At 71.2% G+C, this 24,117-nt stretch carries 23 protein-coding genes and 1 pseudogene; 9 read left to right on the forward strand and 15 right to left on the reverse strand.

Annotated features, from left to right (window positions below; all coding sequences use genetic code 11):
* Positions 1–85 precede the first annotated feature (85 nt).
* The 4 genes from JIX55_RS21920 to rsmI all read right to left on the reverse strand — a co-directional run bounded on the left by JIX55_RS21920 (position 86) and on the right by rsmI (position 4,142).
* Positions 86–1,405 carry a resuscitation-promoting factor gene (locus JIX55_RS21920; protein WP_257564999.1) on the reverse strand — a complete coding sequence of 440 codons (1,320 nt, stop codon included), beginning with the start codon at positions 1,403–1,405 and terminating at the stop codon, positions 86–88.
* A 155-nt stretch (positions 1,406–1,560) separates the two neighbouring features.
* Positions 1,561–2,463 (reverse strand): TatD family hydrolase, encoded by a 903-nt coding sequence (locus JIX55_RS21925; protein WP_257565000.1) that lies wholly within the window; start codon positions 2,461–2,463, stop codon positions 1,561–1,563.
* A gap of 58 nt (positions 2,464–2,521) precedes the next feature.
* A complete protein-coding gene (locus JIX55_RS21930; protein ID WP_257565001.1) occupies positions 2,522–2,929 on the reverse strand; it encodes a hypothetical protein in 408 nt (135 codons plus the stop codon).
* A 364-nt stretch (positions 2,930–3,293) separates the two neighbouring features.
* Complete coding sequence (gene rsmI / locus JIX55_RS21935; protein ID WP_257565002.1) at positions 3,294–4,142, reverse strand: 16S rRNA (cytidine(1402)-2'-O)-methyltransferase; 849 nt, start codon at positions 4,140–4,142, stop codon at positions 3,294–3,296.
* A 212-nt stretch (positions 4,143–4,354) separates the two neighbouring features.
* Here rsmI and JIX55_RS21940 point away from each other — a divergent pair, with 212 nt between their 5' ends.
* The 3 genes from JIX55_RS21940 (at position 4,355) to JIX55_RS21950 (ending at position 9,907) form a co-directional block, all read left to right on the forward strand.
* On the forward strand, positions 4,355–6,094 hold the full coding sequence (locus JIX55_RS21940) for a dolichyl-phosphate-mannose--protein mannosyltransferase (protein WP_257565003.1): 1,740 nt from the start codon (positions 4,355–4,357) through the stop codon (positions 6,092–6,094).
* Between the two features lie 142 nt (positions 6,095–6,236).
* Complete coding sequence (locus JIX55_RS21945; RefSeq protein ID WP_257565004.1) at positions 6,237–7,871, forward strand: penicillin-binding transpeptidase domain-containing protein; 1,635 nt, start codon at positions 6,237–6,239, stop codon at positions 7,869–7,871.
* A gap of 299 nt (positions 7,872–8,170) precedes the next feature.
* On the forward strand, positions 8,171–9,907 hold the full coding sequence (locus tag JIX55_RS21950) for a penicillin-binding transpeptidase domain-containing protein (protein WP_443046495.1): 1,737 nt from the start codon (positions 8,171–8,173) through the stop codon (positions 9,905–9,907).
* Positions 9,908–9,939: 32 nt separating this feature from the next.
* Here the strand turns inward: JIX55_RS21950 and JIX55_RS21955 are convergent, their stop codons facing one another.
* Positions 9,940–10,614 (reverse strand): RBBP9/YdeN family alpha/beta hydrolase, encoded by a 675-nt coding sequence (locus tag JIX55_RS21955; protein WP_257565005.1) that lies wholly within the window; start codon positions 10,612–10,614, stop codon positions 9,940–9,942.
* Positions 10,615–10,906: 292 nt separating this feature from the next.
* Here JIX55_RS21955 and JIX55_RS21960 point away from each other — a divergent pair, with 292 nt between their 5' ends.
* From JIX55_RS21960 to JIX55_RS21970, 3 genes are all read left to right on the forward strand, one after another.
* Positions 10,907–11,437: a YbaK/EbsC family protein gene (locus tag JIX55_RS21960; protein WP_257565006.1), complete on the forward strand. Its 531-nt coding sequence runs from the start codon at positions 10,907–10,909 to the stop codon at positions 11,435–11,437.
* Positions 11,434–12,279 (forward strand): DMT family transporter, encoded by an 846-nt coding sequence (locus tag JIX55_RS21965; protein ID WP_257565007.1) that lies wholly within the window; start codon positions 11,434–11,436, stop codon positions 12,277–12,279. Before JIX55_RS21960 ends, JIX55_RS21965 begins: the two co-directional genes overlap by 4 nt.
* Before the next feature lie 137 nt (positions 12,280–12,416).
* Positions 12,417–12,692 carry a DUF1876 domain-containing protein gene (locus JIX55_RS21970; protein WP_257565008.1) on the forward strand — a complete coding sequence of 92 codons (276 nt, stop codon included), beginning with the start codon at positions 12,417–12,419 and terminating at the stop codon, positions 12,690–12,692.
* Between the two features lie 186 nt (positions 12,693–12,878).
* Here JIX55_RS21970 and JIX55_RS21975 read toward each other — a convergent pair whose 3' ends face one another.
* Positions 12,879–14,492 carry an IS200/IS605 family accessory protein TnpB-related protein gene (locus JIX55_RS21975; protein ID WP_257565009.1) on the reverse strand — a complete coding sequence of 538 codons (1,614 nt, stop codon included), beginning with the start codon at positions 14,490–14,492 and terminating at the stop codon, positions 12,879–12,881.
* A 113-nt stretch (positions 14,493–14,605) separates the two neighbouring features.
* Here JIX55_RS21975 and JIX55_RS51485 point away from each other — a divergent pair.
* Positions 14,606–14,766 (forward strand): annotated as a pseudogene (locus tag JIX55_RS51485) (AraC family transcriptional regulator); the annotation flags it as partial.
* Positions 14,767–15,034: 268 nt separating this feature from the next.
* On the opposite strand, the gene JIX55_RS21985 reads toward JIX55_RS51485, so the two are convergent.
* The 6 genes from JIX55_RS21985 to JIX55_RS22010 all read right to left on the reverse strand — a co-directional run bounded on the left by JIX55_RS21985 (position 15,035) and on the right by JIX55_RS22010 (position 20,218).
* Positions 15,035–16,201: a serine hydrolase domain-containing protein gene (locus JIX55_RS21985; protein ID WP_257565010.1), complete on the reverse strand. Its 1,167-nt coding sequence runs from the start codon at positions 16,199–16,201 to the stop codon at positions 15,035–15,037.
* 82 nt (positions 16,202–16,283) lie between these two features.
* Positions 16,284–16,766 carry an organic hydroperoxide resistance protein gene (locus JIX55_RS21990; protein ID WP_306820024.1) on the reverse strand — a complete coding sequence of 161 codons (483 nt, stop codon included), beginning with the start codon at positions 16,764–16,766 and terminating at the stop codon, positions 16,284–16,286.
* 173 nt (positions 16,767–16,939) lie between these two features.
* Complete coding sequence (locus JIX55_RS21995; RefSeq protein WP_257565011.1) at positions 16,940–17,404, reverse strand: MarR family winged helix-turn-helix transcriptional regulator; 465 nt, start codon at positions 17,402–17,404, stop codon at positions 16,940–16,942.
* Positions 17,405–17,626: 222 nt separating this feature from the next.
* Positions 17,627–18,415 carry an energy-coupling factor ABC transporter ATP-binding protein gene (locus tag JIX55_RS22000; RefSeq protein ID WP_257565012.1) on the reverse strand — a complete coding sequence of 263 codons (789 nt, stop codon included), beginning with the start codon at positions 18,413–18,415 and terminating at the stop codon, positions 17,627–17,629.
* Positions 18,391–19,152, reverse strand: coding sequence for a cobalt ECF transporter T component CbiQ (gene cbiQ, locus JIX55_RS22005; RefSeq protein WP_257565013.1), 762 nt, complete (start codon positions 19,150–19,152; stop codon positions 18,391–18,393). Before cbiQ ends, JIX55_RS22000 begins: the two co-directional genes overlap by 25 nt.
* A 1-nt stretch (position 19,153) precedes the next feature.
* Complete coding sequence (locus JIX55_RS22010) at positions 19,154–20,218, reverse strand: energy-coupling factor ABC transporter permease (RefSeq protein ID WP_257565014.1); 1,065 nt, start codon at positions 20,216–20,218, stop codon at positions 19,154–19,156.
* A gap of 390 nt (positions 20,219–20,608) precedes the next feature.
* Here JIX55_RS22010 and JIX55_RS22015 point away from each other — a divergent pair, with 390 nt between their 5' ends.
* Positions 20,609–20,947 carry an SsgA family sporulation/cell division regulator gene (locus JIX55_RS22015; protein ID WP_257565015.1) on the forward strand — a complete coding sequence of 113 codons (339 nt, stop codon included), beginning with the start codon at positions 20,609–20,611 and terminating at the stop codon, positions 20,945–20,947.
* Positions 20,948–21,095: 148 nt separating this feature from the next.
* Here JIX55_RS22015 and JIX55_RS22020 read toward each other — a convergent pair whose 3' ends face one another.
* Complete coding sequence (locus tag JIX55_RS22020; RefSeq protein ID WP_257565016.1) at positions 21,096–21,977, reverse strand: intradiol ring-cleavage dioxygenase; 882 nt, start codon at positions 21,975–21,977, stop codon at positions 21,096–21,098.
* A gap of 133 nt (positions 21,978–22,110) precedes the next feature.
* On the opposite strand from JIX55_RS22020, the gene JIX55_RS22025 reads away from it, so the two are divergent.
* Entirely contained in the window at positions 22,111–22,857 is a 747-nt protein-coding gene (locus tag JIX55_RS22025) for a hypothetical protein (RefSeq protein WP_257565017.1), read from the forward strand.
* 21 nt (positions 22,858–22,878) lie between these two features.
* Here the strand turns inward: JIX55_RS22025 and JIX55_RS22030 are convergent, their stop codons facing one another.
* On the reverse strand, positions 22,879–23,391 hold the full coding sequence (locus JIX55_RS22030) for a hypothetical protein (RefSeq protein WP_257565018.1): 513 nt from the start codon (positions 23,389–23,391) through the stop codon (positions 22,879–22,881).
* Positions 23,392–23,505: 114 nt separating this feature from the next.
* Positions 23,506–24,015 carry a DinB family protein gene (locus tag JIX55_RS22035; protein ID WP_257565019.1) on the reverse strand — a complete coding sequence of 170 codons (510 nt, stop codon included), beginning with the start codon at positions 24,013–24,015 and terminating at the stop codon, positions 23,506–23,508.
* Positions 24,016–24,117 lie beyond the last annotated feature (102 nt).

Genomic DNA, 24,117 nt, shown 5'->3' on the forward strand with positions numbered 1-24,117 from the left:
CGCCGTGGAGCTCGGGGGTGCGGATTGGGCGTCCGACGACCGAAATCCACCGGGTTCTCCTGCGCCGGATGGCCACGAGGCGCCCTCAGCTGTGCAGGCGGGCGCCGCAGTGCGGCCAGGGACTCGCCCCCCGCTGGACGTACAGCTTCTTCGCGCGGAGGGTCTGTTCGGCGGCGGGGGCGTCCTGGGGGCGGCCCTGGCCGCCGAGGCTCTGCCAGGTGTAGGTGTCGAACTGGTAGAGGCCGCCGTACGTGCCCGAGGAGTCGACCGCGTCCGGACGGCCGCCCGACTCGCACGCCGCCAGGCCCGGCCAGTTCAGCCCCTCCGCCTCCTGCGCCGACGTCGGCACCGGCTTCGTCCCGACCTTGACGATCTGGTCCTGCGGCTCACGCACGACCTCGGTCCGGAGGAGCCGGGGCCGCTGCTTGACCCCGTTGACCGTGCGGAGGGCGTAGGTGACCCGGCGGGTGCCCGGGTGGCCGGCGCGTTCGACGACCTCGGTGCCCCGGAACAGGGAGGGATCCTCGGTACGGCGTACCCAGAAGGGGATCGGCTCCTCGCGGACCTCCTTGGACCCGGTCACCCGCAGCACGGTCACGGTCTGCCCGTCCCGGGGGAAGCTCGCCCCCGCGACGGAGGTGGTGTCCTCCCCGCGCAGGGTGACCCCGGCCTGCTCGACCGCCTCCCCCACGGTCGCCGCGTTCGTACGGATCGTCCGCGTCCGCCCGTCCGCCATGATCGTGACGGCCCGCTCGGTACGGACGTCCAGCTCCAGCCCCTGCCGCCCGATGCGCTGGGAGCGCGAGGTCGACACATACGCGCCCTCCGCACGCACCCCGAGCTGCTGGAGCGCCCCGTCCACCGTGCGGGCGGTCGTCCAGACCCTGCGCCGGTGGCCGTCGAGGGTGAGGGCGACGGGCCGCCCGTAGCGCACGGCGACCTCGTCACCGCTGCTCAGCGCGGTACCGGGAGCCGGTGCGACGACGTCGTGCGCGCCGAAGGCGACCCCCTCGTCGGCGAGGAGTTCGGTGACGTCGTCGGCGAAGGTGTGCAGCGTGCGCGGCCGCCCGTCGACGGTCAGCTCGATCGCCTTGTCCTTCGCCACGAACGCGGAGGTCCCGCCCGCGAGAAACGCCACCACGAGCGCCTGCGGCACCAGCCGCCGCAACGGAGCGGACCGGTCGGGCACCCGTCTGCGCCGAGCGGACCGCCGGGAGACGCCCCGGCCGTCGACCGGACCAGCAGGCGTCGAGGCCGGGTCCGGGTGGTCCCGCAGGTCTTCATAGGCGGGCCGGTACGTGTCCTCGTGGACCCCGTACGACTGCGCCTCGGCGCCGTACGCCGGCTGCCAGTCCGTACCGTCCGGGCCATAGGTCTCGTACGACGACGACTGCACGTTGCTCACGACGACACGCTCCAGAGGGGATCCGGGTCCGGGTCGGGCGACGTGAACCTAGCGGACTCCGGTCACCCTCCAAAGCAACGTGGTCACACAGTGTCGCGACACGGGTCACTGATCATCTTTTCGAGCCCCTCCAACGGCCGACGAAACGTGACCCGTCAGTAATCGAACGCCCTCGCCGTGTTCGCCGCGATCGCCGTCGCCAGCGCGTCCTCGTCGATGTCCCGCACCGCGGCCATCGCCCGAACCGTGACCGGAATGAGATACGGCGCGTTGGGCCGTCCGCGGTACGGCGCGGGCGTCAGGAAGGGCGCGTCGGTCTCGACGAGGACGAGTTCCAGGGGCGCGACGGCGAGGGCGTCGCGCAGCGGCCGGGCGTTCTTGAAGGTCATGTTCCCGGCGAAGGACATGAAGTAGCCGTGCTCGGCGCAGATCCCGGCCATCGCCGCGTCACCGGAGTAGCAGTGGAAGACGGTCCGCTCGGGCGCGCCCTCCTCCTTCAGGATCCGCAACACGTCGTCGTGGGCGTCGCGGTCGTGGATGACCAGCGCCTTGCCGTGCCGCTTGGCGATCTCGATGTGCGCGCGGAACGACCGCTCCTGGGCGGCCTTGCCCTCCGGCCCGGTCCGGAAGTAGTCGAGCCCCGTCTCCCCGACCCCCTTGACCTGCGGCAACGCGGCCAGCCGGTCGATCTCGGCGAGGGCGTCGTCGAGCGCCGCGTCCCCGCCGGGCGTGCGCGCACCCTGCCGGGACCAGCCGTCCGGGTCGCCGTGCACGATCCGCGGTGCCTCGTTGGGGTGCAGCGCGACCGTGGCGTGCACGGCCTCGTACCGCTCGGCCGTCTCGGCGGCCCAGCGCGAGCCCTTGATGTCGCAGCCGACCTGCACGACCGTCGTCACCCCCACGGAGGCGGCCTTCGCGAGGCCCTCCTCGACCGTGCCGGACTGCATGTCCAGATGGGTGTGCGAATCCGCGACCGGCACCCGGAGGGGTTCGGGGAGCGGGGGCGCGGCGTTCTTGTCGTTCTTGCCGGACGCGTTGCCGGAGTCGTTCGAAGGCATGCCCCGATCCTACGAATCGCACGATCGGGGCATGCCCTCCAGGCTCGCTGGGGGAGGGTCAGCTCGCCTTGCGGTGGAACGGGTGCAGCAGGTCGGCCAGGTGCCAGTGGTGGTGTTCCCCGGGCTCCGCCGCGTCGGGCGCCGTCGCGTCCGTCTCCGCCGGGCGGGGCTTCGGCAGGTGCCGCCGCCGCTCGGCGTCCCGCACCGACGACACCTGGCCCGCCCGCATGATCCGTACGACATGACCGTCACAGTTCTGGCACGTGGGCCTGGAGAGCGGGGACGGCACGACCTGGCCGTCGGCCACGTACATCACGAAGTCGCGCCCCTGGGCGTCGTTGTGGTGCTCTATCTCGTACGACTGCTCCCAGCCGTACCCGCAGCGCATGCAGGCGAACGCATACGACTCGTGAACGACGGCGGTGGCGGTGTCGCGCAGTACGGCCCGCTCTGCGATCTGGGTCATTGCCAGCTCCTCTTGTCCGCTGGACGGTGAGAACCTGTACGTCCTCACCACCCAGTGGACGCCTGCGCCGACCCCGAACGCACCCCACCTGCCGAGGTGTTGAAGCCGTTTTGGCCTCCCCTTGTGGGAAGGCCGCCCGCGCGAGGGCTGTGCTTTGCTCGGCTTTGCCTTGGCATGGGGCGGGGCGTTTTCCGGGAAGCGTCACGGGGGTGCGGCGTACGTCGCGGAGTGCGGGTGGTGTGGGGCTGGTCGCGCAGTTCCCCGCGCCCCCAAAAAGCCAGGGGGCGCCCCCGGCTTTTTTGGGGGCGCGGGGAACTGCGCGAGCAACCACGACCCACCCGCACCCGGCGCACGACACGCGCCCCTACGGCGCAGCCCGCTTGGAAGCCACCACCGCGTCGAAGACCTCCCTCTTCGGCAACCCGGCCTCCACCGCCACCGCCGCGATCGCCTCCTTACGCCGCTCCCCCGCCTCCTCCCGCACCCGAACCCGCCGCACCAACTCCTCGGCGTCGAGTTCCTCCGGCCCCTTCTCCGGCGCGCCCTCCACGACGACGGTGATCTCCCCGCGCACACCGGCCGCCGCCCACTCGGCCAGCTCCCCGAGGGGCCCCCGCTTGACCTCTTCGTACGTCTTGGTCAGCTCCCGGCACACCGCGGCCCGTCGCTCGGCACCGAACACCTCGGCCATCGCCGCGAGCGTCGCGTCCAGGCGGTGGGGCGCCTCGAAGTACACGAGCGTGCGCCGCTCCTCCGCGACCTCGCGCAGCCGCCCGAGCCGCTCCCCGGCCTTGCGCGGCAGGAACCCCTCGAAGCAGAACCGGTCGACGGGCAGCCCGGACAACGCGAGCGCGGTCAGAACCGCGGACGGCCCCGGCACGGCCGTGACGCGGATGTCCTTCTCCACGGCCGCGGCGACGAGCCGGTACCCGGGGTCGGAGACCGACGGCATCCCCGCGTCCGTGACCAACAACACCCGCGCACCGCCCACCAGCGCCTCGACGAGCTCCGGTGTACGCGCGGCCTCGTTGCCCTCGAAGTAGGACACGATCCGCCCGCCCGGCTGCACGCCCAGCGCCTGGGTGAGCCGGCGCAGCCGCCGGGTGTCCTCGGCGGCGACCACGTCCGCGCCGGTCAGCTCCTCGGCGAGCCGGGGCGGGGCGTCCGCCATGTCGCCGATGGGGGTGCCTGCCAACACAAGGATTCCTGTCACGCCCCCATACTCCCAGGGACGAGGCGAAGCCCTGATGGGGCGAAGCTCCCAAGGGGCGCGGGGCTGTGCCGATATGCGGCTCCGCCGCGTGGGCGCGACCAGCCACAACCCACCCGCAGCCGCAAGATCACAAGCACCCCCGAGCTATTGGGCGCCCCGGCCACATTCCCCGCCCACGGGACTCCCACAGCGGTGTTCCCTACGATGGCGCGGTGACCAGTACCGCGTCCTCCACGGACACCCGGCAGGACCAGGCCACCGAAGAGCAGCGGCCGTCGTGGCAGCAGCGGCTGCGCCGCTTCGGCTACGCGGCGCCGCCGAGAAGCGACGTCCGCGACCGACTGGTGCCCCCGTACACCCGGCCGAGCCCGCGCGTCTGGGCCGTGCTGGGGCTGCGCGAGGAGCTGGGGGCGCTCATCGCCCGCTGGTCGGCGTGGGGCGGTCCGCTGCTGGTGACGTTGGCCGCGGGGCTGATGCGGTTCCACAACCTGGGCAGCCCCAAGGCGGTGATATTCGACGAGACGTACTACGCCAAGGACGCGTGGGCGATCGTCCACCGCGGGTACGAGGTCAACTGGGCCAAGAACGCCAATGAACTGATCCTCCAGAACAACGGGAACGTACCGATCCCGACGGACCCGGCGTATGTGGTGCACCCGCCCGTCGGCAAGTACGTCATCGGGCTGGGCGAGCTGATGTTCGGGTTCAACCCGTTCGGCTGGCGCTTCATGACGGCCCTGCTCGGCACGCTGTCCGTCCTGATGCTCTGCCGGATCGGCCGCCGTATCTTCCGCTCGACGTTCCTCGGCTGTCTCGCGGGCGCGCTGATGGCGGTGGACGGCCTGCACTTCGTGATGAGCCGCACGGCGCTGCTCGACCAGGTGCTGATGTTCTTCGTGCTCGCCGCCTTCGGCTGTCTGGTCGTCGACCGCGACCGGGCGAGGAAACGACTGGCCGAGGCACTGCCCCCGGACGGCGACGGAGTCGTACGCCCCAACTCCCTCATCGCCGAGACGACCCGCCTGGGCTGGCGCCCGTACCGCCTGCTGGCCGGTCTCTGTCTGGGCCTGGCCTTCGGCACCAAGTGGAACGCCCTGTACTTCCTGGTGTTCTTCGGCGTCATGACGGTCCTCTGGGACTACTCGGCCCGCAAGGTCGCCGGCGCCCGCCAGCCACTGATCGCCATGCTCCAGCGCGACCTGGGCCTGGCCTTCCTGTCCACGGTCCCGGTGGTGATCGTCACCTATCTGGCCTCCTGGACCGGCTGGATCCTCTCCCCGGACGACGGCACCGGCGGCTACTACCGCAACTGGGCGGCGACCGCGGGAAAGGGCGGCTGGTTCAGCTGGCTGCCCGACTGGCTGCGCAGCCTGTGGCACTACGAGCACGCGGTCTACGAGTTCCATGTCGGCCTGTCGTCCCCGCACACGTACCAGTCGAACCCGTGGAGCTGGATCGTCGTCGGCCGCCCGGTCTCCTACTTCTACGAGTCCCCGTCCCCCGGCAACGACGGCTGCGCGGCCGGCACCGCCGAAAAGTGCGCCCGCGAGGTCCTCGCCATCGGTACACCACTGCTGTGGTGGGCCGCCGCCTTCGCGATCCTCTACGTCCTGTGGCGCTGGTTCTTCCGCCGCGACTGGCGCGCCGGCGCGATCGCCTCCGGCATCGCCGCCGGCTACCTCCCCTGGTTCCTGTACCAGGAGCGCACGATCTTCTTCTTCTACGCCGTCGTCTTCCTCCCCTTCCTCTGCCTCGCCGTGACGATGATGATCGGCGCCATCCTCGGTCCCCCCGGCGCGACGGAACGCCGCCGCGTAGCCGGCGCGGCCGGCGCAGGCGTCCTGGTCCTCCTGATCGCCTGGAACTTCATCTACTTCTGGCCCATCTACACGGGCCAGGCGATCCCGATCGACAGCTGGCGGTCGCGGATGTGGCTGGATACGTGGGTGTGATGGCCTGAAGCGGGTCGCCCCGGCCCGCTGGGCTAACAATCAGGGAACACACAGGGAGCATTTTTCCCTCGCGTCACTCCCCCGTGCTTACAGTGAGCCCTCTGCAAGCGGTTTCTGAACGCGTTCAAAGGGGGGTCGCGTCATGCGCAAGGGGGTCAAGGTCTCCATAATCGGCGGGGTCTTCGCCGCGATGGTGGGGGGCGCCGGGTACGGCGGGTACAACTTCGTGACCGCGCTCAACGGGGGCGGTGGCGGTGCGGAGAAGCGGACCGGGCCGCCGAGTGCCGAGGAGGTCCAGGAGACGTCGGAGAAGTTCTTCGCGGCCTGGGAGAAGGGCGACTCGGTCACGGCGTCGTCGTACACGAACGACGCCGTGGACGCGGGGAAGGTGTTCGGCAGCTTCGTCGGCACCGCGCGGATCGACGACGTGAAGATCGAGCCGGGGAAGCCGACCGGGACCGGCGGCCGGACCGTCCCGTTCTCCGTCGCGGCGACGGTGTCGTACCAGGGGAAGAGCAAGAAGCTCGCGTACGAGAGCGAACTGACCGTCGTACGCGGGAAGACGACCGGGCGGGCGCTGGTCGACTGGCAGCCGTCCGTCGCGCACCCCGAGTTGAAGGCCGGCGACACGTTGTTCACCGGGGAGGCCGCCGCGCCGCCCATCGAGGCCGTGGACCGGGACGGCACCGTGCTGACCAAGGAGAAGTACCCCTCCCTCGGGCCGATCCTCGACACCCTGCGCGAGCGCTACGGCGCCGACGCGGGCGGTACGCCCGGTATCGAGCTGGGCATCCGGCACACCGACGCGGAGGCGGGTGACACCACCCTGCTGACCCTCGCCGAGGGCAAGGCGGGCAAGCTGGAGACGACGATCAGCGCGCGTGTGCAGGCGGCGGCCGAGAAGGCCGTCAAGAAGTACGCCGAGTCGTCCGTGGTCGCGCTGCGGCCCAGCACCGGGCAGGTGCTGGCGGTCGCCAACAACCGCCAGGACGGCTTCAACGCGGCCTTCCAGGGTGAACTCCCGCCCGGCTCCACCATGAAGATCATCACCGCCGCGACCCTCATCGACAACGGCGTGACCTCGATGAACGGCCCCGCACCCTGCCCCGACACGGCGACCTGGCAGAGCCAGACCTTCAAGAACCTGCCGGGGCTCAAGGCCGACGAGACGCCGAACGCCACGCTCGCCAACAGCTTCATGCGGTCCTGCAACACGGCTTTCATCAAGCTGATCGACGAGGAGCCGATGGACGACGCGTCGTTGACCGAGGAGGCCCAGGAGCGGTTCGGGCTCGGCAGGGACGACTGGAAGACGGGCATCGTCTCCATGGACGGCAAGGTGCCGCCGTCCAGCGGGCCGAACCGGGCCGCCAACGCGATCGGCCAGGGCGACGTCCTGATGAACCCGCTGAACATGGCGTCGGTGACGGCGACGGCGATCACGGGGCAGTTCCGGCAGCCGTACCTGGTGTCGCCGGAGCTGGACGACCGGGAGCTGGCCACGGCGAAGGGGTTGAAGGCCGGCACCTCGTCACAGTTGAAGCAGATGATGCGGCTGACCGCGACGCAGGGAACGGCCGCGAACGTCATGTCCGACCTCGGTGGGGACATCGGCGCGAAGACCGGATCCGCGGAGATCGACGGGAACGCCGAGGCGGACAGCTGGTTCACCGGTTTCCGGGGGGATGTCGCCGCCGCGGCCATGTCGGAGGGGGGCGGTCGTGGGGGTGAGGCGGCCGGGCCGATGGTCGTGGATGTGCTGAAGGCGGGCGGGTGAGTTTGCGGGGTGCGCCGTAGGGGTGCGGATTCGTTGCGGGGTGCGGGCTCGTCGTGGCTGGTCGCGCCCACGCGGCGGAGCCGCACATTGACACAGCCCCGCGCCCCTGAAGACACGGCCCTGCGGGCCGAGAAGCACGGGGCGCAGCCCCTGCTTCTCAGGGGCGCGGGGAACTGCGCGACCAGCCCCCACCCACCCGCACGTACTTCCGGCCGAACCCACGGAGTGACCCGCGGGACTCTAGTGTGGTGTTCTCGTTGACGAACGAGAGGCAGCCGGGGGCAGCGGAAGGTCGGAGCGTGGGTAAGAGAAGGCGTGTCGACGAGCGGAAGACCGTGATGTCGTCGAAGGCGGGCAGGTCACGGCGGCACGTCGCGCTGGGCGGAATCGCGGTCGTGGCCCTCGGCGGCGGCGCGTTCGCCGTGTACACGGTGTTCGGTGGTGGCGCGGCGGCCAAGGACGGTTCGGCCGACGCCAAGGCCGTGAAGACCGGGCCGTTGTCCGCCGGCGAGGTCCGTACGGCCGCCTCCGCCTTCCTCACCGCCTGGCAGCAGGGCACCGTCGCGAAGGCCGCCGCCGCCACGGACGACACTGCGGCCGCGAAGACCGCGCTGACCGGCTTCACCAAGGACGCCCACATCAAGGACGTCACCCTCACCCGCGGCAAGCGCTCGGGCGGCAAGGTGCCGTTCACGGTGAAGGGCACGGTCTCCTACAAGGGCACGGAGAAGCCGCTGACCTACGAGTCCGCCCTCACCGTCGTACGGGCGGAGAAGGACGGTGAACCGGTCGTCGAGTGGCAGCCGTCCGTCGTCCACCCCGACCTCGACGAGGGCGACCGCCTGGTGACCGGCGAGGCGGGCACGCCCCCGGTGAAGGCCCTCGACCGGGACGGCGGCGAGCTGACGACGAAGAAGTACCCGTCGCTGGGCTCGGTGCTGGACGGCCTGCGGGAGAAGTACGGCAAGAAGGCGGGCGGCAAGGCGGGCGTCGAACTGCGGGTCGTCCGGGCCGCGGCCAAGGACGAGTCGGGCGGCTCGGACGAGCAGTCCGGGACCTCCGAGAAGTCCACGCGGGAGAAGGCGGCCGACAAGACGCTGCTGGAGCTGAGCGAGGGCACGCCGGGGGAGCTGAAGACGACGCTCAGCCCGTCGCTCCAGGCCGCCGCCGAGGAGCAGGTGAAGTCCACCAAGCGGGCGTCGGTGGTCGTGATGCGGCCGTCGACCGGAGAGATCCTCGCCGCGGCGAACTCCAGCAGCTTCAATGTGGCGTTCCAGGGCTCGCTCGCCCCCGGCTCCACGATGAAGATCGTGTCGTCGGCGCTGCTCATCGACAAGGGCCTGGCCTCGACGGACAAGGTCCACCCGTGCCCCAAGTTCTCGTCGTACGGCGGCTGGAAGTTCCAGAACGACGACAAGTTCGAGATCAAGAACGGCTCCTTCAAGGCGAGCTTCGCGCGCTCCTGCAACACCGCCTTCATCTCCCAGGCGAAGAAACTGGACGACAACTCCCTGGCCCTGGAGGCCCAGCAGGTCTTCGGGCTCGGCCTGAACAACTGGGCCATCGGGGTGTCCAGCTTCGACGGCGCGGTTCCGGTGCAGAGCGACGCCCCGATGGCGGCCTCGCTGATCGGCCAGGGCGGGGTGCGGATGAACCCGCTGAACATGGCGTCGGTGGTCGCCACGGCCAAGACGGGCGTCTTCAAGCAGCCCTATCTGGTCCCGCCGTCGGTCGACGGCCGTACGCTCGCGACCGCCTCCCGGCCCATGTCCGGCGCCGTCCGCGCCCAGCTCACCGAACTCCTCCGGTACACCGCCGCGGCCGGTACGGCGGCCGAGGCGATGTCGGGCCTCGGCCCCGACTACGGCGCCAAGACCGGCTCCGCCGAGGTCGACGGCCAGAAGCAGCCCAACGGCTGGTTCACCGCCTGGAAGGGCGACCTCGCCTCCGCCGGAGTCGTCCAGCAGGGCGGCCACGGCAGCGAGTCGGCGGGCCCGATCGTGGCGGCACTCCTCAAGGCGGGCAGCGGGGGCTGAGCGGCGCGGCCCGTGGGCTTCCGCTGGGAGCCTCAGCTCCCGGAGGCGGTCGTACGGTGCCTTCGGTGGTGGATGGGCTTCTTCTCGTACGACTCGGGTGACGGGTCGAGGCACCAGTCGAACATCGACGGCCAGGAACCGTAGCCCGCGTCGAGGTCGAAATGGGCCTCGCCCGGCAGCACGTCGGCGGGCAGGTCCAGCGGTTCGGCGTACGTCGCGGCCGCGCCCCGCAGGCAGTACGGGTCGCTGTCGCTGCCGACGACCCGGGTGTACGAGGCGGCCGCGGCCAGCCGTGCGGGCGCCGGCTCCGGCGGGGCGAACTCGGCGATCTCCGGGTGTTCCAGCGCGACTTCCGGGGCGGGCGGGGCGACGAGCAGGACGCGGTCGACGGGGCCGGACAGCACGTCGTCCCGCGCGACCGCGTGCAGCCACAGCAGACACGCCAGGCTGTGGCAGACCACGGTGATCCGCCGCCCCGCCAACTCCCCCAGCAGCGCGTCCAGTTCTGCCAGCCAGCGCTCCAGATCCGGGTCGTCCGGCTCCGGCAACTGCGGATACGCCACCTCGTGGCCCAGATCGGTGAGCCGGTCGGCCAGCCAGTGCTGCCAGTGAGCGGCCGGCCGGTGGTTCTGCCACCCGTGCAGGATCAGGAAAGCGCGGCCGTCGTTGCCTGCGGGGGTCGGTGGAGCCGGCGGAGTCTCAGTCATCCCCCGATCGTCGACGAAACGGATCAGTCGGTCCAGTGCCGTCTCTGCGACTGGGCGGGGTTGCCTGGGGTGCGTGTGTTGGCTGCGGGTGCGTGGGGGCTGGTTGCGCAGTTCACCGCGCTCCTGAAAGCAAAAGGCACCGGGCGCAGCCCCTGCTTTTTGAGGGGCGCGGGGCCGTGTCGATTTGCGGCTCCGCCGCGTGGGCGCGAGCAACCACGGACCACCCGCACCGGCCCGACAGCCTCAACAACCCACTCGCATGGCCCGTACACCCACCGCTAGCGTGCCGGACATGACCAACGCCGCGCAGGACACCGAGGGCTCCGGAGCCCATCCCCGTTTCGCCGAGGCACTCACCACGCTGGGTCTGGGCGAACTGCACGCCGAGATCCGCCGGTTCCCGGAGGCCACGAGGACGGCGGCGGAAGCGGCCGCCGCACTCGGCTGCGAGTTGAGCGAGATCTGCAAGTCGTTGATCTTCGCGGCGGACGGCATCCCGGTGCTGGTGCTCATGGACGGCGCGTCCAGGGTGGACGTGGAACTGGTCCGGCGCGAACTGGGCGCCACCAAGGTCACCCGGCCCCGCGCCGACGTCGTACGGGAGACGACGGGATACGCGATCGGCGGGGTCCCGCCCTTCGGCCACCGCACCAGGACCCGCGTCCTCGCGGACCGCTCCCTCCTCGACCACACCACGGTGTGGGCCGCGGCCGGCACCCCGTACACCGTCTTCCCCATGGACCCCAAGACACTGATCGCCCACGCCGGCGCCACCTTGGTGGACGTGCGGGAGGCCGGGGAGATCCGCGAGCCGAACGCGTGACGCCGGTCGTCACCGCGGCGGTACTGCTCGCCGCGGTCACCCACGCCAGCTGGAACGCGATAGCCCACAAGATCACGGACAAGCTGGTCGGCTTCACGCTGATATCCGGCGGCGGCGCGCTGATCGGGTTCGTGATGGTGCCGTTCGTGCCGCTCCCGGAGGCCGGCGCGTGGCCGTATCTGATCGTCTCGACGATCGTCCACCTCGTCTACTACGTGTTGCTGATGACGTCCTTCCGGCTGGGCGACTTCGGCCAGGCGTACCCCATCGCACGCGGCTCCGCGCCCCTCGTCGTCACCGTCCTCGCCGCGGTCTTCGCGCACGAGGTGCCGGACGGCTGGGCCGCGGCCGGCATCCTGCTGAGCTGCGCCGGGCTGACCGGGGTCGCGCTGTGGGGCCTGCGCGGCAGTCGGCCGCACTGGGCGGCGATCGGGGCGGCACTGGCGACGGGCCTGTCGATCGCGGCGTACACGGTCGTGGACGGCCTCGGCGTACGCGCCTCCGGGTCCGCCATGGGCTACATCGCCTGGCTGATGGCCCTGGAGGGGCTGGCGATCCCCGCGTACGCGGTCTGGCGCTGGCGCGGGCGGACCGTCGCGCTGCTCCGGCCGTTCGCCACCGTGGGCCTCCTCGGCGCCGCGCTGTCCGTGGCGGCGTACGGGCTGGTCCTGTGGGCCCAGACGAAGGCGGAGCTGGCGCCCATCGCGGCCCTGCGGGAGTCGTCGATCATCGTGGGGGCGGCGATCGGGGCGGTGTTCTTCAAGGAGCGGTTCGGGGCACCTCGGCTCGTGGCGGCGGGGCTGCTGGTGGTGGGGATCGGGCTGATGCTGCGGGCCGGGTAGCTGCGCGGAGCCACCTTGTCCGAATGGTCGGCGGAGTGAGCGGGCTACTCGGTCAGCCCGTCGGGCGGCTCGGGCAGGCCGTGCATCGGCGGGCGCGGAGGAGCACTCTGGAAAGAGCGATTCCGGAGGTGTTCGTCATGATGAAAACCGCTGTCGGATGGCATATCGAGCTGGAGTTCCAGGAGGACGATCAGCGCACACGGGCGGCGGCCCTCGTACGGCTCCCCGACGGGAAGGAAGTACGCGCCAACGGCTACGCCAGCCGCCACCACACCGACCCCAATCAGCCCCGGGTCGGCGAGGAGATAGCCGGGGCGAGGGCCCTGAACGAGCTCGCCATGAAGCTCCTCACCAAGGCCCACGACGAGATAGACGAGGCATCGGGGCGGACGTCGCATCCGATAGCGCTCTGATTGAGGCCGATAAGCACTGCGCCTGCCCGTTCAGTCGCACCCCAGCTGCGGGCAGTCGTGCCGCTGGGGCGGCACGGGTGGGCGCAGCGGCACCCTGCGCGCGCCGGTAAGCGCCTCCGAGCCCCGCCCGGCCACAGCCACCGGGCGCCCAACCGCCAGTTCAGCCCTGTGGTTGACTGACCGTTCCTAGGGACTGAGCGGGAGTGTGTCCTGTTGCCAGGGCTCATGCTCAGCCGAACACCCCGAACGGTGTTGGGTGTTCTGGTGGCCCGCGTTCGCTCCGCGTCCGGCGCGCACGGATCGTGTCCGTGGTCCGGGAATGCGGGGGCGGGTTCCCTCACGCCCGGGGATGCCTGGTCGGGCCTGGACGGTCCGATGCCCCGCACGATCGCTCTGGTCGTGTGGGGGCGGTGCCGTCCGTCGCCGGATCGGGTGTCCCTGAGCGCGCCTGCCGATCGCCACGGCGGCAGCGTCGTGGCGAGTGGTTCTGCGGGTGGTGCTGGTGAGGGGTTTCTGCCAGTGCTGGGCGCCCCATCGGGAGGTGTAGGCGGGGTCCACGGCGATGACCGCGATACCCGTCTGGTCGGCCATGGAGGTGAGCCGGGCGCGCAGGCGGGCGGTGGGCATGCCGGAGATGAGCTGCCGGAAGCGTTTGCGGCGGCCGTGTTTCTCGCGGGTCTTCTCGGCGGTGAAGTCCAGGTCCTCCACCGCGATCGCCTTCACGCCGCAGGCCTGGGCCCAGTGCAGCAGGCGGGTCAGGGCGTGGCGGACCTGGGCGTCGCGGTGCTGGGCGGTGCCGGTCAGGTCGTAGAAGAAGCGGCGGGGATGGCCGATGGGGTTGCCGTGCGCATCGAGGCGCCAGGCGGCCAGGTGATCGGCGTTCATGTCGATGCCGATCACGCCGTGGGCGAGTGCGGCGGCCAGGGGGATGGTGGGGGTGGGCGGGATCTGCCAGGCAGCGGTCAGGTACCAGCGGTCCCGGCCGGTGTCGTAGTGGATGCGGTAGGCCACCGCCCGGTTAGCCGCGACGCGGTCGGCCCACTCGGCGCCCCGGTGCGCAAACCTGACGCGGGACGCGAGGACGTACCGGCCGTGCCCGGCGTTCGCCAGATGGGCGAGCGGGGCGGGCAGCTTGATGCTCACCTCACCCTCGGGGCTGACCCGGATCGTCTCGTTGCCGTGGCGCTTGCCGGACTCGCCGTCGGCGGCGAGGAACCAGCGTTCGGCCTCCCACCGCCGACGCCACTCGCGCTCGCTGAGCCGGGCGGCCTCCAGATGGTGCCGGGTGCGGGCCAGACGCTTGCCGCCACGCACGACGTGCACGACGCCCGCTTCACGGTCGGCCCGCTCGGCTTCCAGCCGGTCTTGCAGCACGTGCAGGCGACGCGCCTTGGCATGCCACTCCCGCCGGGACCGGTATCCGCCCGGTGCCTGCTTGGTGCCCCTCTGCCCGACGGGCAGGGACAGCCGGTGTGTGATGGCTCTGATGCCCGCTTCCAGGCTCTGGATGTGTGCCAGCTGACCACGGCGGGCCAGCGCCCACTGATCGTGCGACGCCTTGGTGATACTGCCCGCCCAGCGTGACGACGACAGCGGCGTCAGCTCCCGCTTACGTGCCGCCCAGGCATCGACGGAGTGCTCCAGGCCGTCCCGGCAGCGCGCCCTGAGGTCCTTCGAGGCAAGCCCTCCCAGATGTGCGCCGACCAGGCGCAGCACCTCCTCGTCCCCCGCCGTCAGCTGCTTGAGCCGGGTACGGATCGCCACACCACTCGGGCCGGACGCGACGAACGGCTCAGCCATGTCCCGCAGCCCGCCCACCCCGCCACCCCCACCGCCAAGGACCCTGACACCAGCCTCAACGACTACCGCCCGCAAAGGTCACGCATTCGACACAGGAACGCCAGTTCTCTCTACTGCGGGCCACGCCGGTCCACGCGATCGGCGCGCGCTGGGGTTTCCGCGCGCCGCCGAGTTCAGCAGGGCGTTCCGGACGGCGTACGGGGTGCCGCCGAGCGAGCTGCGGCGCGGGGTGGCTTCCAGCCAGGTGGCGGAGAGTGGACGCGTTGCCAAGTAACCGTGGACCCTCAGCCAACGACACGGGACGGACTTCGGCGCATCCTGGTGATCGCCGCCACGGAGGGCGGCCGTCCGGATCATCGGGATCGGGCCAGGACACCAGCGGGGGAGCCCTGGGCCGGTCCGGCCGCTCCTCCGTGACGGTCGCTCCGTGGTGTTCGCCGGGCGCCTTATAGCTCGGGGGTAACTGTCGTCCGGCGGGTGCGGGTCGTGCGTGGCTGGTCGCGCCCACGCGGCGAGCCGCAAATCGACACAGCCCCGCGCCCCTAAAGGGCGCGAAGCGCCCGCACCAGCGCCTGTGCCCTCGGGTCCGCCGTCACCGTTTTGCGGTAGCCGTTCGTGACGTAGCCGAAGGCGATTCCGGTGGCGGGGTCGGCGAAGCCGAGGGGGCCGCCTCGGCCGGGGTGGCCGAAGGAGCCCGCGCCCAGGAGCGGGGAGGCGGCGCCGTGGAGCATGTAGCCGAGGCCGAAGCGGGTGTTGATGACGAGGACGCGGTCGGGGCCGGCGGACTCCTCGGCGCGGGCCGCCTCCATGGTCGTGGGGCCGATCAGCCGTACGCCGTCGACCTCCCCGATGAGCGCCGCGTAGAAGCGGGCCAGGCCGTCCGCCGTGGCGATGCCGTTGGTCGCGGGAAGGGCGGACGCGCGGTACGCGGGGTCGTTCTGGTCGGGGAACGGGGTGATCGCGGCGAAGGCGCGGCGGGTGAGGGAGTCCGGGTCGTCGTAGGCCTCGGTGACCGAGCGCTTGGCGCGCACCCGTAGGCCGCCCGTGGGCTCGGGAGCCGATTCCAGGCGGCCGGCACGGCCCACCCGGCCCGTGGCCGCCACCGACTCCGGGAGTCCCAGCCACAGGTCCGCCTCCAGGCCCAGCGGGGCGGCGATCTCCGACGCGATCCACTCACCGGTCCCCCGCCCGGTCACGCGTCGGACCAGTTCGTCGAGCAGCCAGCCGTACGTCAGCGGGTGGTAGCCGTGGTCGGTGCCGGGCTCCCACGCGGGGGCCTGGGCGGCGACGGCCTCGGGGCCCCGGCGCGGGTCCAGCGCCTCGGCGGGGGTGAGGGGACGGTCCAGGACCGGGAGGCCGGCCCGGTGGTTCAGGAGGTGCCGGACCAGCACGCGGTCCTTGCCGTGCGTCTTGAACTCCGGCCAGTACCGGCTCAGCGGCGCGTCCAGGTCCAGTTCCCCGCGCTCGGCCAGCATCAGCGGTACGGCGGCGGCGACGCCCTTCGTCGCGGAGCGCATGATCTGGGCGGTGCCGTGCTGCCAGGGCTCGGTGCCGTCGACGTCCCGCGTGCCGGCCCACAGGTCGACGACCTTGCGGCCGTGCCGGTACACGACGACGGCCGCGCCCCGCTCGCCGAGCGCCTCGAAGCCCCGTACGAACGCCGCCCTGACCGGCTCGAAGCCCTCCGCGACAGTGCCGTTCACGTCCACGCCCGCACTCCCTCTTCGTTCACCTGCGGCCATTGTGGCCCTGGGGGGAACACGCGCTCGGAGGCGGGGATTCCGTGGGCGGTCAGCCCAGCAGGATCGTGACCTCGATGTTGTCGCGGGTCGCGTTCGAGTACGGGCAGACCTGGTGCGCCGCGTCGACGAGCTTGGCGGCGATGTCCTGGTCGATGACCGGGAGGGAGACGCTGAGGGCGACGGCGAGGCCGTAGCCGCGCTGCCTGTTGGGGCCGATGCCGACCTTCGCGGCGACGGTGGAGCCGGTCAGGTCGTATCCCTCGCGGCGGCCGACGAGGACCAGCGCGTTGTGGAAGCAGGAGCTGTACCCGGCGGCGAACAGCTGCTCGGGGTTGGTGCCGTCGCCGTCGCCGCCCAGCTGCGGCGGCATGGCGACCTTGAGGTCGATCTGGCCGTCCTGGCTGGTGATGTACCCGTCCCGGCCGCCGTGCGCGGTGGCCTCGGCAACGTACATGATCTTCGTCGGACGGGTATCGGGACGGGCATCGGGAGCAGCGTCGGTACTGGTCTCCACTGCGGCGCCGTCAGTCATTTGTCTTGGCCTCCCCCAGGACGAGCGCGTGGCCTCCCCAGGACAGGCGCGCACTAATACATCGTGCACAAGGTACCGGCCGGTAGGCACTCGTCGGTTACCAGGGGGTAGTAACCAGGGGTAACCCAAGGTCACCGTGGACCGGCCTTCCGGCCCCGAAAGTCAGCGACCGCTCAGCGGCCCGCCGCCTTCGTCGCGCGTGCCGTCAGCTCCCACAGTTCCGCGCGCAGCCGGGCCACCTCGGGGCCGTGGAGCCCGGTGGCGGCGGACAGGGCCGTGGGGACGGCGGCCGCGCGGTCGCGGAGCTGTTCGCCGCGTCCGGTGAGTGTGACGCTCACCGAGCGCTCGTCCCGCGGCGACCGCTCCCGGCGGAGCAGCCCGGCCGACTCCAGCCGCTTCAGCAACGGCGAGACCGTGCCGTAGTCGAGCCGCAGGGCGCCCGCCAGGTCCTTCACGGTGGTCTCGCCGCTCTCCCAGAGGCAGAGCATGACCAGGTACTGCGGGTAGGTGAGGCCGAGTTCGTCGAGCAGCGGGCGGTACGCGGCGGTGACCGCGCGCTGGGCCGCGTACAGCGCGAAGCACAACTGCTCGTCGAGGAGCAGCGAACCGTGCCGTTGCGCATCCGCTTGATTCGTCACGGGCCCATTGTCGCGGATGCCCCATGGAACCGTGCCGGGGGACCGTGTTCACCTGCGGGCGGGTGGGGGTTGCTCGCGCCCACGCGGCGGTAGCCGCAGATCCCACACAGCCCCGCGCCCCTGAAAGACCCCGGGCGCGACCCATGCCGTTCAGGGGCGCGGGGAACTGCGCGAGCAACCACGGACCACCCGCACCCGGCATACGGCCCGTACCCCCGAGCCCTAACCCGCCCTCACCGACCGCGGGTCGAACCCGAACGGCAGTTCAAGCCGATGCGCCCGCATCAGCTCGTCGTCGGCGAGAAGGTCACCCGTCGCCCCGTCCGCCGTAATGACACCGTCGCTGAGGATCAGCGAGCGCGGGCACAGTTCGAGGGCGTACGGCAGGTCGTGCGTGACCATGAGGACGGTGACGTCCAACGACCGCAGGATGTCGGCGAGTTCGCGGCGGGAGGCAGGGTCGAGGTTGGAGGACGGCTCGTCGAGGACGAGGATCTCGGGCTCCATGGCGAGCACGGTGGCGACGGCCACCCGGCGGCGCTGCCCGAAGGAGAGGTGGTGCGGCGGCCGTTCCCTGAACTCGGCCATGCCGACCTGTTCGAGGGCCCGGTCCACCCGGGACTCCAGCTCGGGGCCCTTCATTCCGGCCGCGGCGGGCCCGAAGGCCACGTCCTCCCGCACGGTCGGCATGAACAACTGATCGTCGGGATCCTGGAAGACGATGCCGACCTTCCGCCGGATCTCGGCCATGTGCCGCTTGCCGACGGGCAGTCCGGCGACGGTCACCGTGCCCGCGCCCCCCGTGAGGATGCCGTTGAGGTGCAGGACGAGGGTGGTCTTGCCCGCGCCGTTCGGCCCGAGCAGGGCGACCCGCTCGCCGCGCCCGATCGCGAAGTCGACGCCGAAGAGGGCCTGATGGCCGTCGGGGTAGGCGAAGGCGAGCCCGGCGACGTCGAGGGACGGGGGCACGAGCTCGTTGGACGTGGTCATAGGGTCCATCCCAGCAGACATACGACGAGTGCGGCGCAGGGGAGCGCGAAGGCGTACGACCACTGCGCCCGGGACGCGGTCACCTCGTCGATCACGGGCATGGTGCCCGCGTACCCCCGGCTGATCATGGCCAGATGGACCCGCTCCCCACGCTCGTACGAGCGGATGAACAGCGCCCCGGCCGATTTGGCGAGCACACCCCAGTGCCGTACACCGCTCGCCTCGAAGCCGCGTGACTCGCGGGCGATCCGCATCCGCCGCATCTCATCCGTGATGACGTCCCCGTACCGGATCATGAAGGACGCGATCTGGACGAGCAGTGGCGGCAGTTTGAGGCGCTGGAGGCCGAGGAGGAGTTCGCGGAGTTCGGTGGTGGCGGCGAGGAGGACGGAGGCGGCGACGCCCAGCGTCCCCTTGGCGAGGACGTTCCAGGCACCCCAGAGACCGCTGACGCTCAGCGACATGCCCAGCACCTCGACCCGCTCGCCCTGCGCCACGAACGGCATGAGCACGGCGAAGGCGACGAACGGGATCTCGATCAGCAGCCGCCGGAGCAGGAAACCGGCGGGGACGCGGGCCCCGTACGCGACCACGCCGAGGAGCACGGCGTACAGCCCGAACGCCCACATCGCCTCCCGGGGCGTCGACACCACGACCACCACGAAGGCGAAGACGGCCGCGAGTTTGGTGTGCGGCGGCAGGGCGTGCACGGGCGAGTGCGCGTGCCGGTAGAGCTTGTGCGCGTGACCGGCGCCCATGTCAGGCGTTCTCGGGCACGGAGGAGGGGGACGTGGCCTCGCCCTCGCCGGTGGGGCGCTTGCGTACGGCCCAGAAGATCCCCGTCCCGGCGACGACGGTGACGCCGACGCCGATCACGCCCGCGAGGCCGCCGGAGAGCCGGGCGTCGGTGAGGCCCTCGACGCCGTAGTCGGCGAGCGGGGAGTCGGCGGCGGCGTGGTCCTCGGCCCTGGCGTCGATGCCCTTGTCGGCGGCGATCTTCTCCAGGCCGTCGGGGTTGGCGGAGGCGTAGAAGCTGACGACACCCGCGAGGAGGAGGGAGGTGCCGAGGCCCGCGAGGATCAGCCTGCGGGGCGATCGGGCGGCGACGGGGGCAAGCGTCGGCTCGGCCGTGGGCGCGTCGACCAGCCGGCCGTTGATCCGTAGCTTCAGCGGGGCGGTCAGGCCGCGGGCGCCGTGCACGAGGTCGGGGCGTACGGCGATGACGGCGCCGACCGTGGCGGCGGTGATCGCGGCCTCGCCGATGCCGATGAGGGTGTGGACCCCGACCATGGCGGTGAGGACCGAGCCGAGCGGCACGTCCGTGGTGCCGCCGATCGCGTAGACGAGGGTGAAGGCGGCGGCCGCGGCGGGCACGGAGATCAGGGCGGCGACGAACGCGGAGACGGTGACGGAGCGCCGCACCTTGGGCAGGACGGTGACCAGCCCGCGGAAGACGACGTACGCGACGACGGTCGTGACGACCGCCATGACGCCGATGTTCACGCCGAGGGCGGTGAGGCCGCCGTCCGCGAAGAGGATGCCCTGCATGAGGAGCACCACGGACACGCAGAGGACCCCGGTATAGGGACCCACGAGTATCGCGGCCAGGGCCCCGCCGAGCAGATGTCCGCTGGTGCCGGCCCCGACCGGGAAGTTCAGCATCTGCACGGCGAAGATGAACGCGGCGACGAGCCCGGCCAGAGGCGCTGTCCGCTCGTCCAGTTCACGCCGGGCGCCACGCAGACTGACCGCGACCGCACCGGCGGCGACGACTGCGGCGACCGCCGAGACGGGGGTGTTGATGAATCCGTCGGGGACGTGCATACGAGGGCTCGCTCTCCTGGTCGGGGGCCGGGCCACCGGTGGGGCGCGCCGACCGGGGTGCCGGTCGGCGGATGGCTGGAACCATACGATGATAGAGCCTTATTGCGAGTCCCTTGCAAGAGCGCTTTGTAGCCGATTAGCGAACGGATTGCCGACAGCCGGGGCCTGGGTGATTCCTCGCGGCGGCCTGGACGCTCCTTCAGCGGCGGGCCCGCGCGAACCCCTCCTGGCGCACCCGGACGATCGCCCTGGCGCGCCGGGCGAACCCACTCCCCGCAGTTCGGTCCATCCCTTCCGGGGGCGCGGCGCGAGAAATATGCGACATTGGAGAGGCAGCGGACAGCGGATTTACAGCTTCCGATTGGGTCACTCAGCGTGAGGAGCCGCCCGATGTCTGTCACGGTCGAGCAGTACGCCCGGGCCCATGTCGTCACGGACACCCCCGAGGACCATGACACGGTCCCCGTCATCCTCCGCTACGACACCGACGCCTCCGCAGTCCGCGTGGGCCTTCCCGGCCCCGACGAGTGGACCTTCCCCCGCGACGTGCTCGAACGCGGCCTCCGCACCCCCACCACCGCCGGCCCCGTGAGCATCTGGCCCTGCGGCCGCGTCCAGGCCGTCATGGAGTTCCACTCCGCCCAGGGCGTGGCGGTGATGCAGTTCGACACGAAGGCGTTGATCCGCTTCCTGCGACGGACCTATACGGCGACGCCGGTGGCGCGCTGACGCGTCGCGCGGGTACGCCGGACCCTGTCGGGGCAGGCTGAAGCGAACCGCGCCACCGGGCATCCGTGCGCTGCGCGCTGCGCTGCCTGTCGGCGGCCACTCCCCGGCCACGGACAGACAGCCAGTCGTTCCACCGGGTACGCCCGGGTCACACCGGAACGGTGAGCGTGGCCGTGTAGCCCTTGTCGGTGCTGCCCTCGGTGGCCGCCAGTTGCTGGTCGTAGCCGTCGCTGAAGATGCCGTCGGTCTCCAGGGAGAGCCGGCCGAGGTTCGGGACGCTCTCGCTGTAGCCGTCCGTCGCGTACACGGTGTCGCAGACGTCCTTGGGGAAGGCGAGCTGCGAGGTGGCGACGATGTTCTGGGCGGCGGTGGCGTCGTCGATGCTCCCGTACACCTCGAAGTGGATGTGCGGCCAGCGGCCCGGGTAGCAGCCCGGGAAGATCGACGTGAAGGTGACCTGGCCCTTCTCGTCGGTCTCCTGGACGCCGCGCAGGTAGTTCTCCTCGGTGACGCCCTCGGAGTAGAGGGAGTAGTTGCCCTCGCGGTCGCAGTGCCAGAGGTAGACGGCGGCGCCCTCCTTCGGCGTCTCGCAGCCGGAGGCCTGGTCCACGACGGTCAGGGTGATCGTCAGCGGGACGCCCTCGGCGACGCCGTCGGCCGAGCCGAAGCTCTTCGTGATGTCGCTGCGGACGACTCCGCTCTCCTCGAGGACGTTCACACCGTTCGAGCCGTCACCCGGGTACGGGCCGGCCGTCTCCTCCGGGATGACCTCGCAGTCCGAGCCGGTGGACGAAGCACCGGAGGAGGACGAGCCCGGGGACGAAGAGCCGGAGGAGGACGACGAGGACGACGGCGAGTCCTCCGAGCCCGAACTGCAGGCCGCCAGGAGCGGGGCCATGCTCGCCCCGGCCAGCAGTGTGATCATGCGACGACGGGCGAACACGGGGAGGTCGTGGACGAGCCCTCCGTCGATCTCGTGCTCGTCGTCGTGGTGGTGGCCGTGGCTGTGACTGCGGGGCTTCTCGCTCATGGTGTGCCTGCGCGTTCTCTTGGGGTTCCCGTCATGGAATGCGCGCTGATGCTATGAGCGATTCCTGTGCGATTCCCATCAGTTCGCCGAGAAGTTCTTGAGGAAGCGGGGGGTCCGGGTGGCAGGGCGACGGGTGGACACGTTGCTCCGCATCGAGACGAAGAGGGGTCAATTCCTTCTGGCCGTCGAGGCCCAGGGAAAGAAGGTTCTCGACAAGCCCAGGAACTGGGCCTACTACTTGGCGCATCTGAACGCGAAGTACGACATGCCTGCCGTCCTCCTCGTGGTGTGCGACTCCAGAAACACCGCCGCCTGGGCGTCCGAGGCCGTGGACTTCGGCCCGCCCGAGTGGCCCGCCCTCACACTGCGCCCTCTCGTTCTGGGGCCGGACAACGTGCCGGTCATCGACGATCCGGTCAAAGCCCGTCGCGACATTCCGCTGACTGTTCTGTCGGCTGTTCTTCACCGCCGCGAACCAGGTGTCGGTGCCATACTCAAAGTACTGGTGGACGCCCTGAAGGGCCTGGAAGCCCGTGACCCGGAAACCGCGACGATCTTCGTTGAGCTGACATCCCAGGGGCTGGGCAAAGCACCCGCCGCCGACACTTGGAGGGACCTCATGACCGACCTCTCGTTCTTCACGTCGCCGATCTCCGAGGAACTCCGGGCGGAGGGCAGGACCGAGGGCAGGACCCAGAGCAAGGCCGAGGACATCTTGCTGCTACTCGACCGCCGTGGGGTACCCCTGTCCGCCGTCGATCGCCACCGCATCACGTCCTGCACCGACCTCGACACCCTCAACCGCTGGTTCACCCGCGCCATCACCGCCACCTCCGCCTCCGAGGTGTTCGGCGACGACCTGCCCGGCACCGGGGAGTGATTCCCCCTCGGTCCAGGGTGGTCAGCGGCGCCGGCGTCGTCGGCGTTCCTTGCTCAGCTGTACGGCCCAGCTTCCGATGATGAGGAACCCGGCGTAGATCGCGCTCTGCAGCCAGGTGAACGGCGGGGTCCTCAGTTGGCCGACGAGCCAGAAGACGACCATGTAGACCGTCCAGTAGCTGAGCCACAACATGCCCTCGAACCACACCGGCAGCGCCTCGTGCTGGACGGGCAACCGGGGAGGGTCCCAGCGGAAGCCTCCGTTCCGGGCGTAGTGGGCCTGGCGGCGGCGTTCGAAGCGGCAGAAGAGCCAGACGAAGAGCCCGGCGCCCAGGCCGATCAGCGCCGTCTGGAGGAGGAGTACGGGATCGCGGAAGGCGGACAGGGCCAAGGCGAGCGGCAGCCCCGTGACGACGCCGCAGACCAGGCCCGCGCCCACCGGGTGGCGGGCCACGAACACCTGCGCCTTCGGCGGCGGCTCCGCCCCACCGTGGCGGCGGTCGTAATCCAGAAAGGCCCGCCGCAGTCTCTCCACCGACGCCCCCATCCCTTCCTGCCCCGGCCGCCCTCGCGGAAGCAGTCCGCCCAGAACACCATCCTGTCCAGCGGGCGCCCCCGCACACGCTCCCTCACCCACCCACGAGCCCCCTCACGCCCCCACCGTCCCGTCCACCCCCTCCCGCAGGAAGTCCGCGTGGCCGTTGTGGCGGCCATACTCCAGCAGCACGTGCACCATCACCATCCGCAGCGAGACCTCCTCGTTCCAGCGCGGCTGGTGACCGGCGAGGTCCAGGGACTCCGCCTCCCGTTCGATACGGCGCGAGGTCTCCACCTCCGCCTCCCAGGCCCCGAACGCCTCCGCCCGCGTGGATGCGCTCGCGTCGTACGCCGCCTGGAAGTCGATCTCCTTCGACCACACCATGGGGGCGTCGTGGTCCTCGAAGACCCGGCGGAACCAGGCGCGTTCCACCTCTGCCATGTGCCGGACCAGCCCGAGGAGCGACAGCGTCGACGGGGGCATCGAACGGCGGCGGAGTTCCTCGTCCGTGAGGCCCTCGCACTTCATGGCGAGGGTCGCGCGGTGGTAGTCGAGAAAGGCTCGGAGCGTCTCGCGTTCGGTGCCGGAGTGGGGCGGGCCTGTGCGGGGGTCATCGGTCACTGGTCGTGTTCCTCGCAGTCGGAGTCGTCGAAGTCGTCGAAGTCGTCGAAGTCATCAGAGTCCTCGGAGTCGTCGGAGTCGTCGGAGGATTCTGTCGAAGAA

The sequence above is a fragment of the Streptomyces sp. DSM 40750 genome, from assembly GCF_024612035.1.
Taxonomy (GTDB): Bacteria; Actinomycetota; Actinomycetes; order Streptomycetales; family Streptomycetaceae; genus Streptomyces.

Excerpts from the sequence above, each read along its gene's own strand:
- JIX55_RS21960 (WP_257565006.1), top strand. The coding sequence starts at position 10,907 with ATGACCAACGCCGCGCAGGACACCGAGGGCTCCGGAGCCCATCCCCGT.
- JIX55_RS22000 (WP_257565012.1), bottom strand. The coding sequence starts at position 18,415 with ATGTCTGCTGGGATGGACCCTATGACCACGTCCAACGAGCTCGTGCCC.
- JIX55_RS21955 (WP_257565005.1), bottom strand. The coding sequence starts at position 10,614 with ATGACTGAGACTCCGCCGGCTCCACCGACCCCCGCAGGCAACGACGGC.
- JIX55_RS21930 (WP_257565001.1), bottom strand. The coding sequence starts at position 2,929 with ATGACCCAGATCGCAGAGCGGGCCGTACTGCGCGACACCGCCACCGCC.
- JIX55_RS22010 (WP_257565014.1), bottom strand. The coding sequence starts at position 20,218 with ATGCACGTCCCCGACGGATTCATCAACACCCCCGTCTCGGCGGTCGCC.
- JIX55_RS21990 (WP_306820024.1), bottom strand. The coding sequence starts at position 16,766 with ATGACTGACGGCGCCGCAGTGGAGACCAGTACCGACGCTGCTCCCGAT.
- cbiQ (WP_257565013.1), bottom strand. The coding sequence starts at position 19,152 with ATGGGCGCCGGTCACGCGCACAAGCTCTACCGGCACGCGCACTCGCCC.
- JIX55_RS22015 (WP_257565015.1), top strand. The coding sequence starts at position 20,609 with ATGTCTGTCACGGTCGAGCAGTACGCCCGGGCCCATGTCGTCACGGAC.
- JIX55_RS22020 (WP_257565016.1), bottom strand. The coding sequence starts at position 21,977 with ATGAGCGAGAAGCCCCGCAGTCACAGCCACGGCCACCACCACGACGAC.
- JIX55_RS21925 (WP_257565000.1), bottom strand. The coding sequence starts at position 2,463 with ATGCCTTCGAACGACTCCGGCAACGCGTCCGGCAAGAACGACAAGAAC.
- JIX55_RS21975 (WP_257565009.1), bottom strand. The coding sequence starts at position 14,492 with ATGGCTGAGCCGTTCGTCGCGTCCGGCCCGAGTGGTGTGGCGATCCGT.
- JIX55_RS21945 (WP_257565004.1), top strand. The coding sequence starts at position 6,237 with ATGCGCAAGGGGGTCAAGGTCTCCATAATCGGCGGGGTCTTCGCCGCG.
- JIX55_RS21970 (WP_257565008.1), top strand. The coding sequence starts at position 12,417 with ATGATGAAAACCGCTGTCGGATGGCATATCGAGCTGGAGTTCCAGGAG.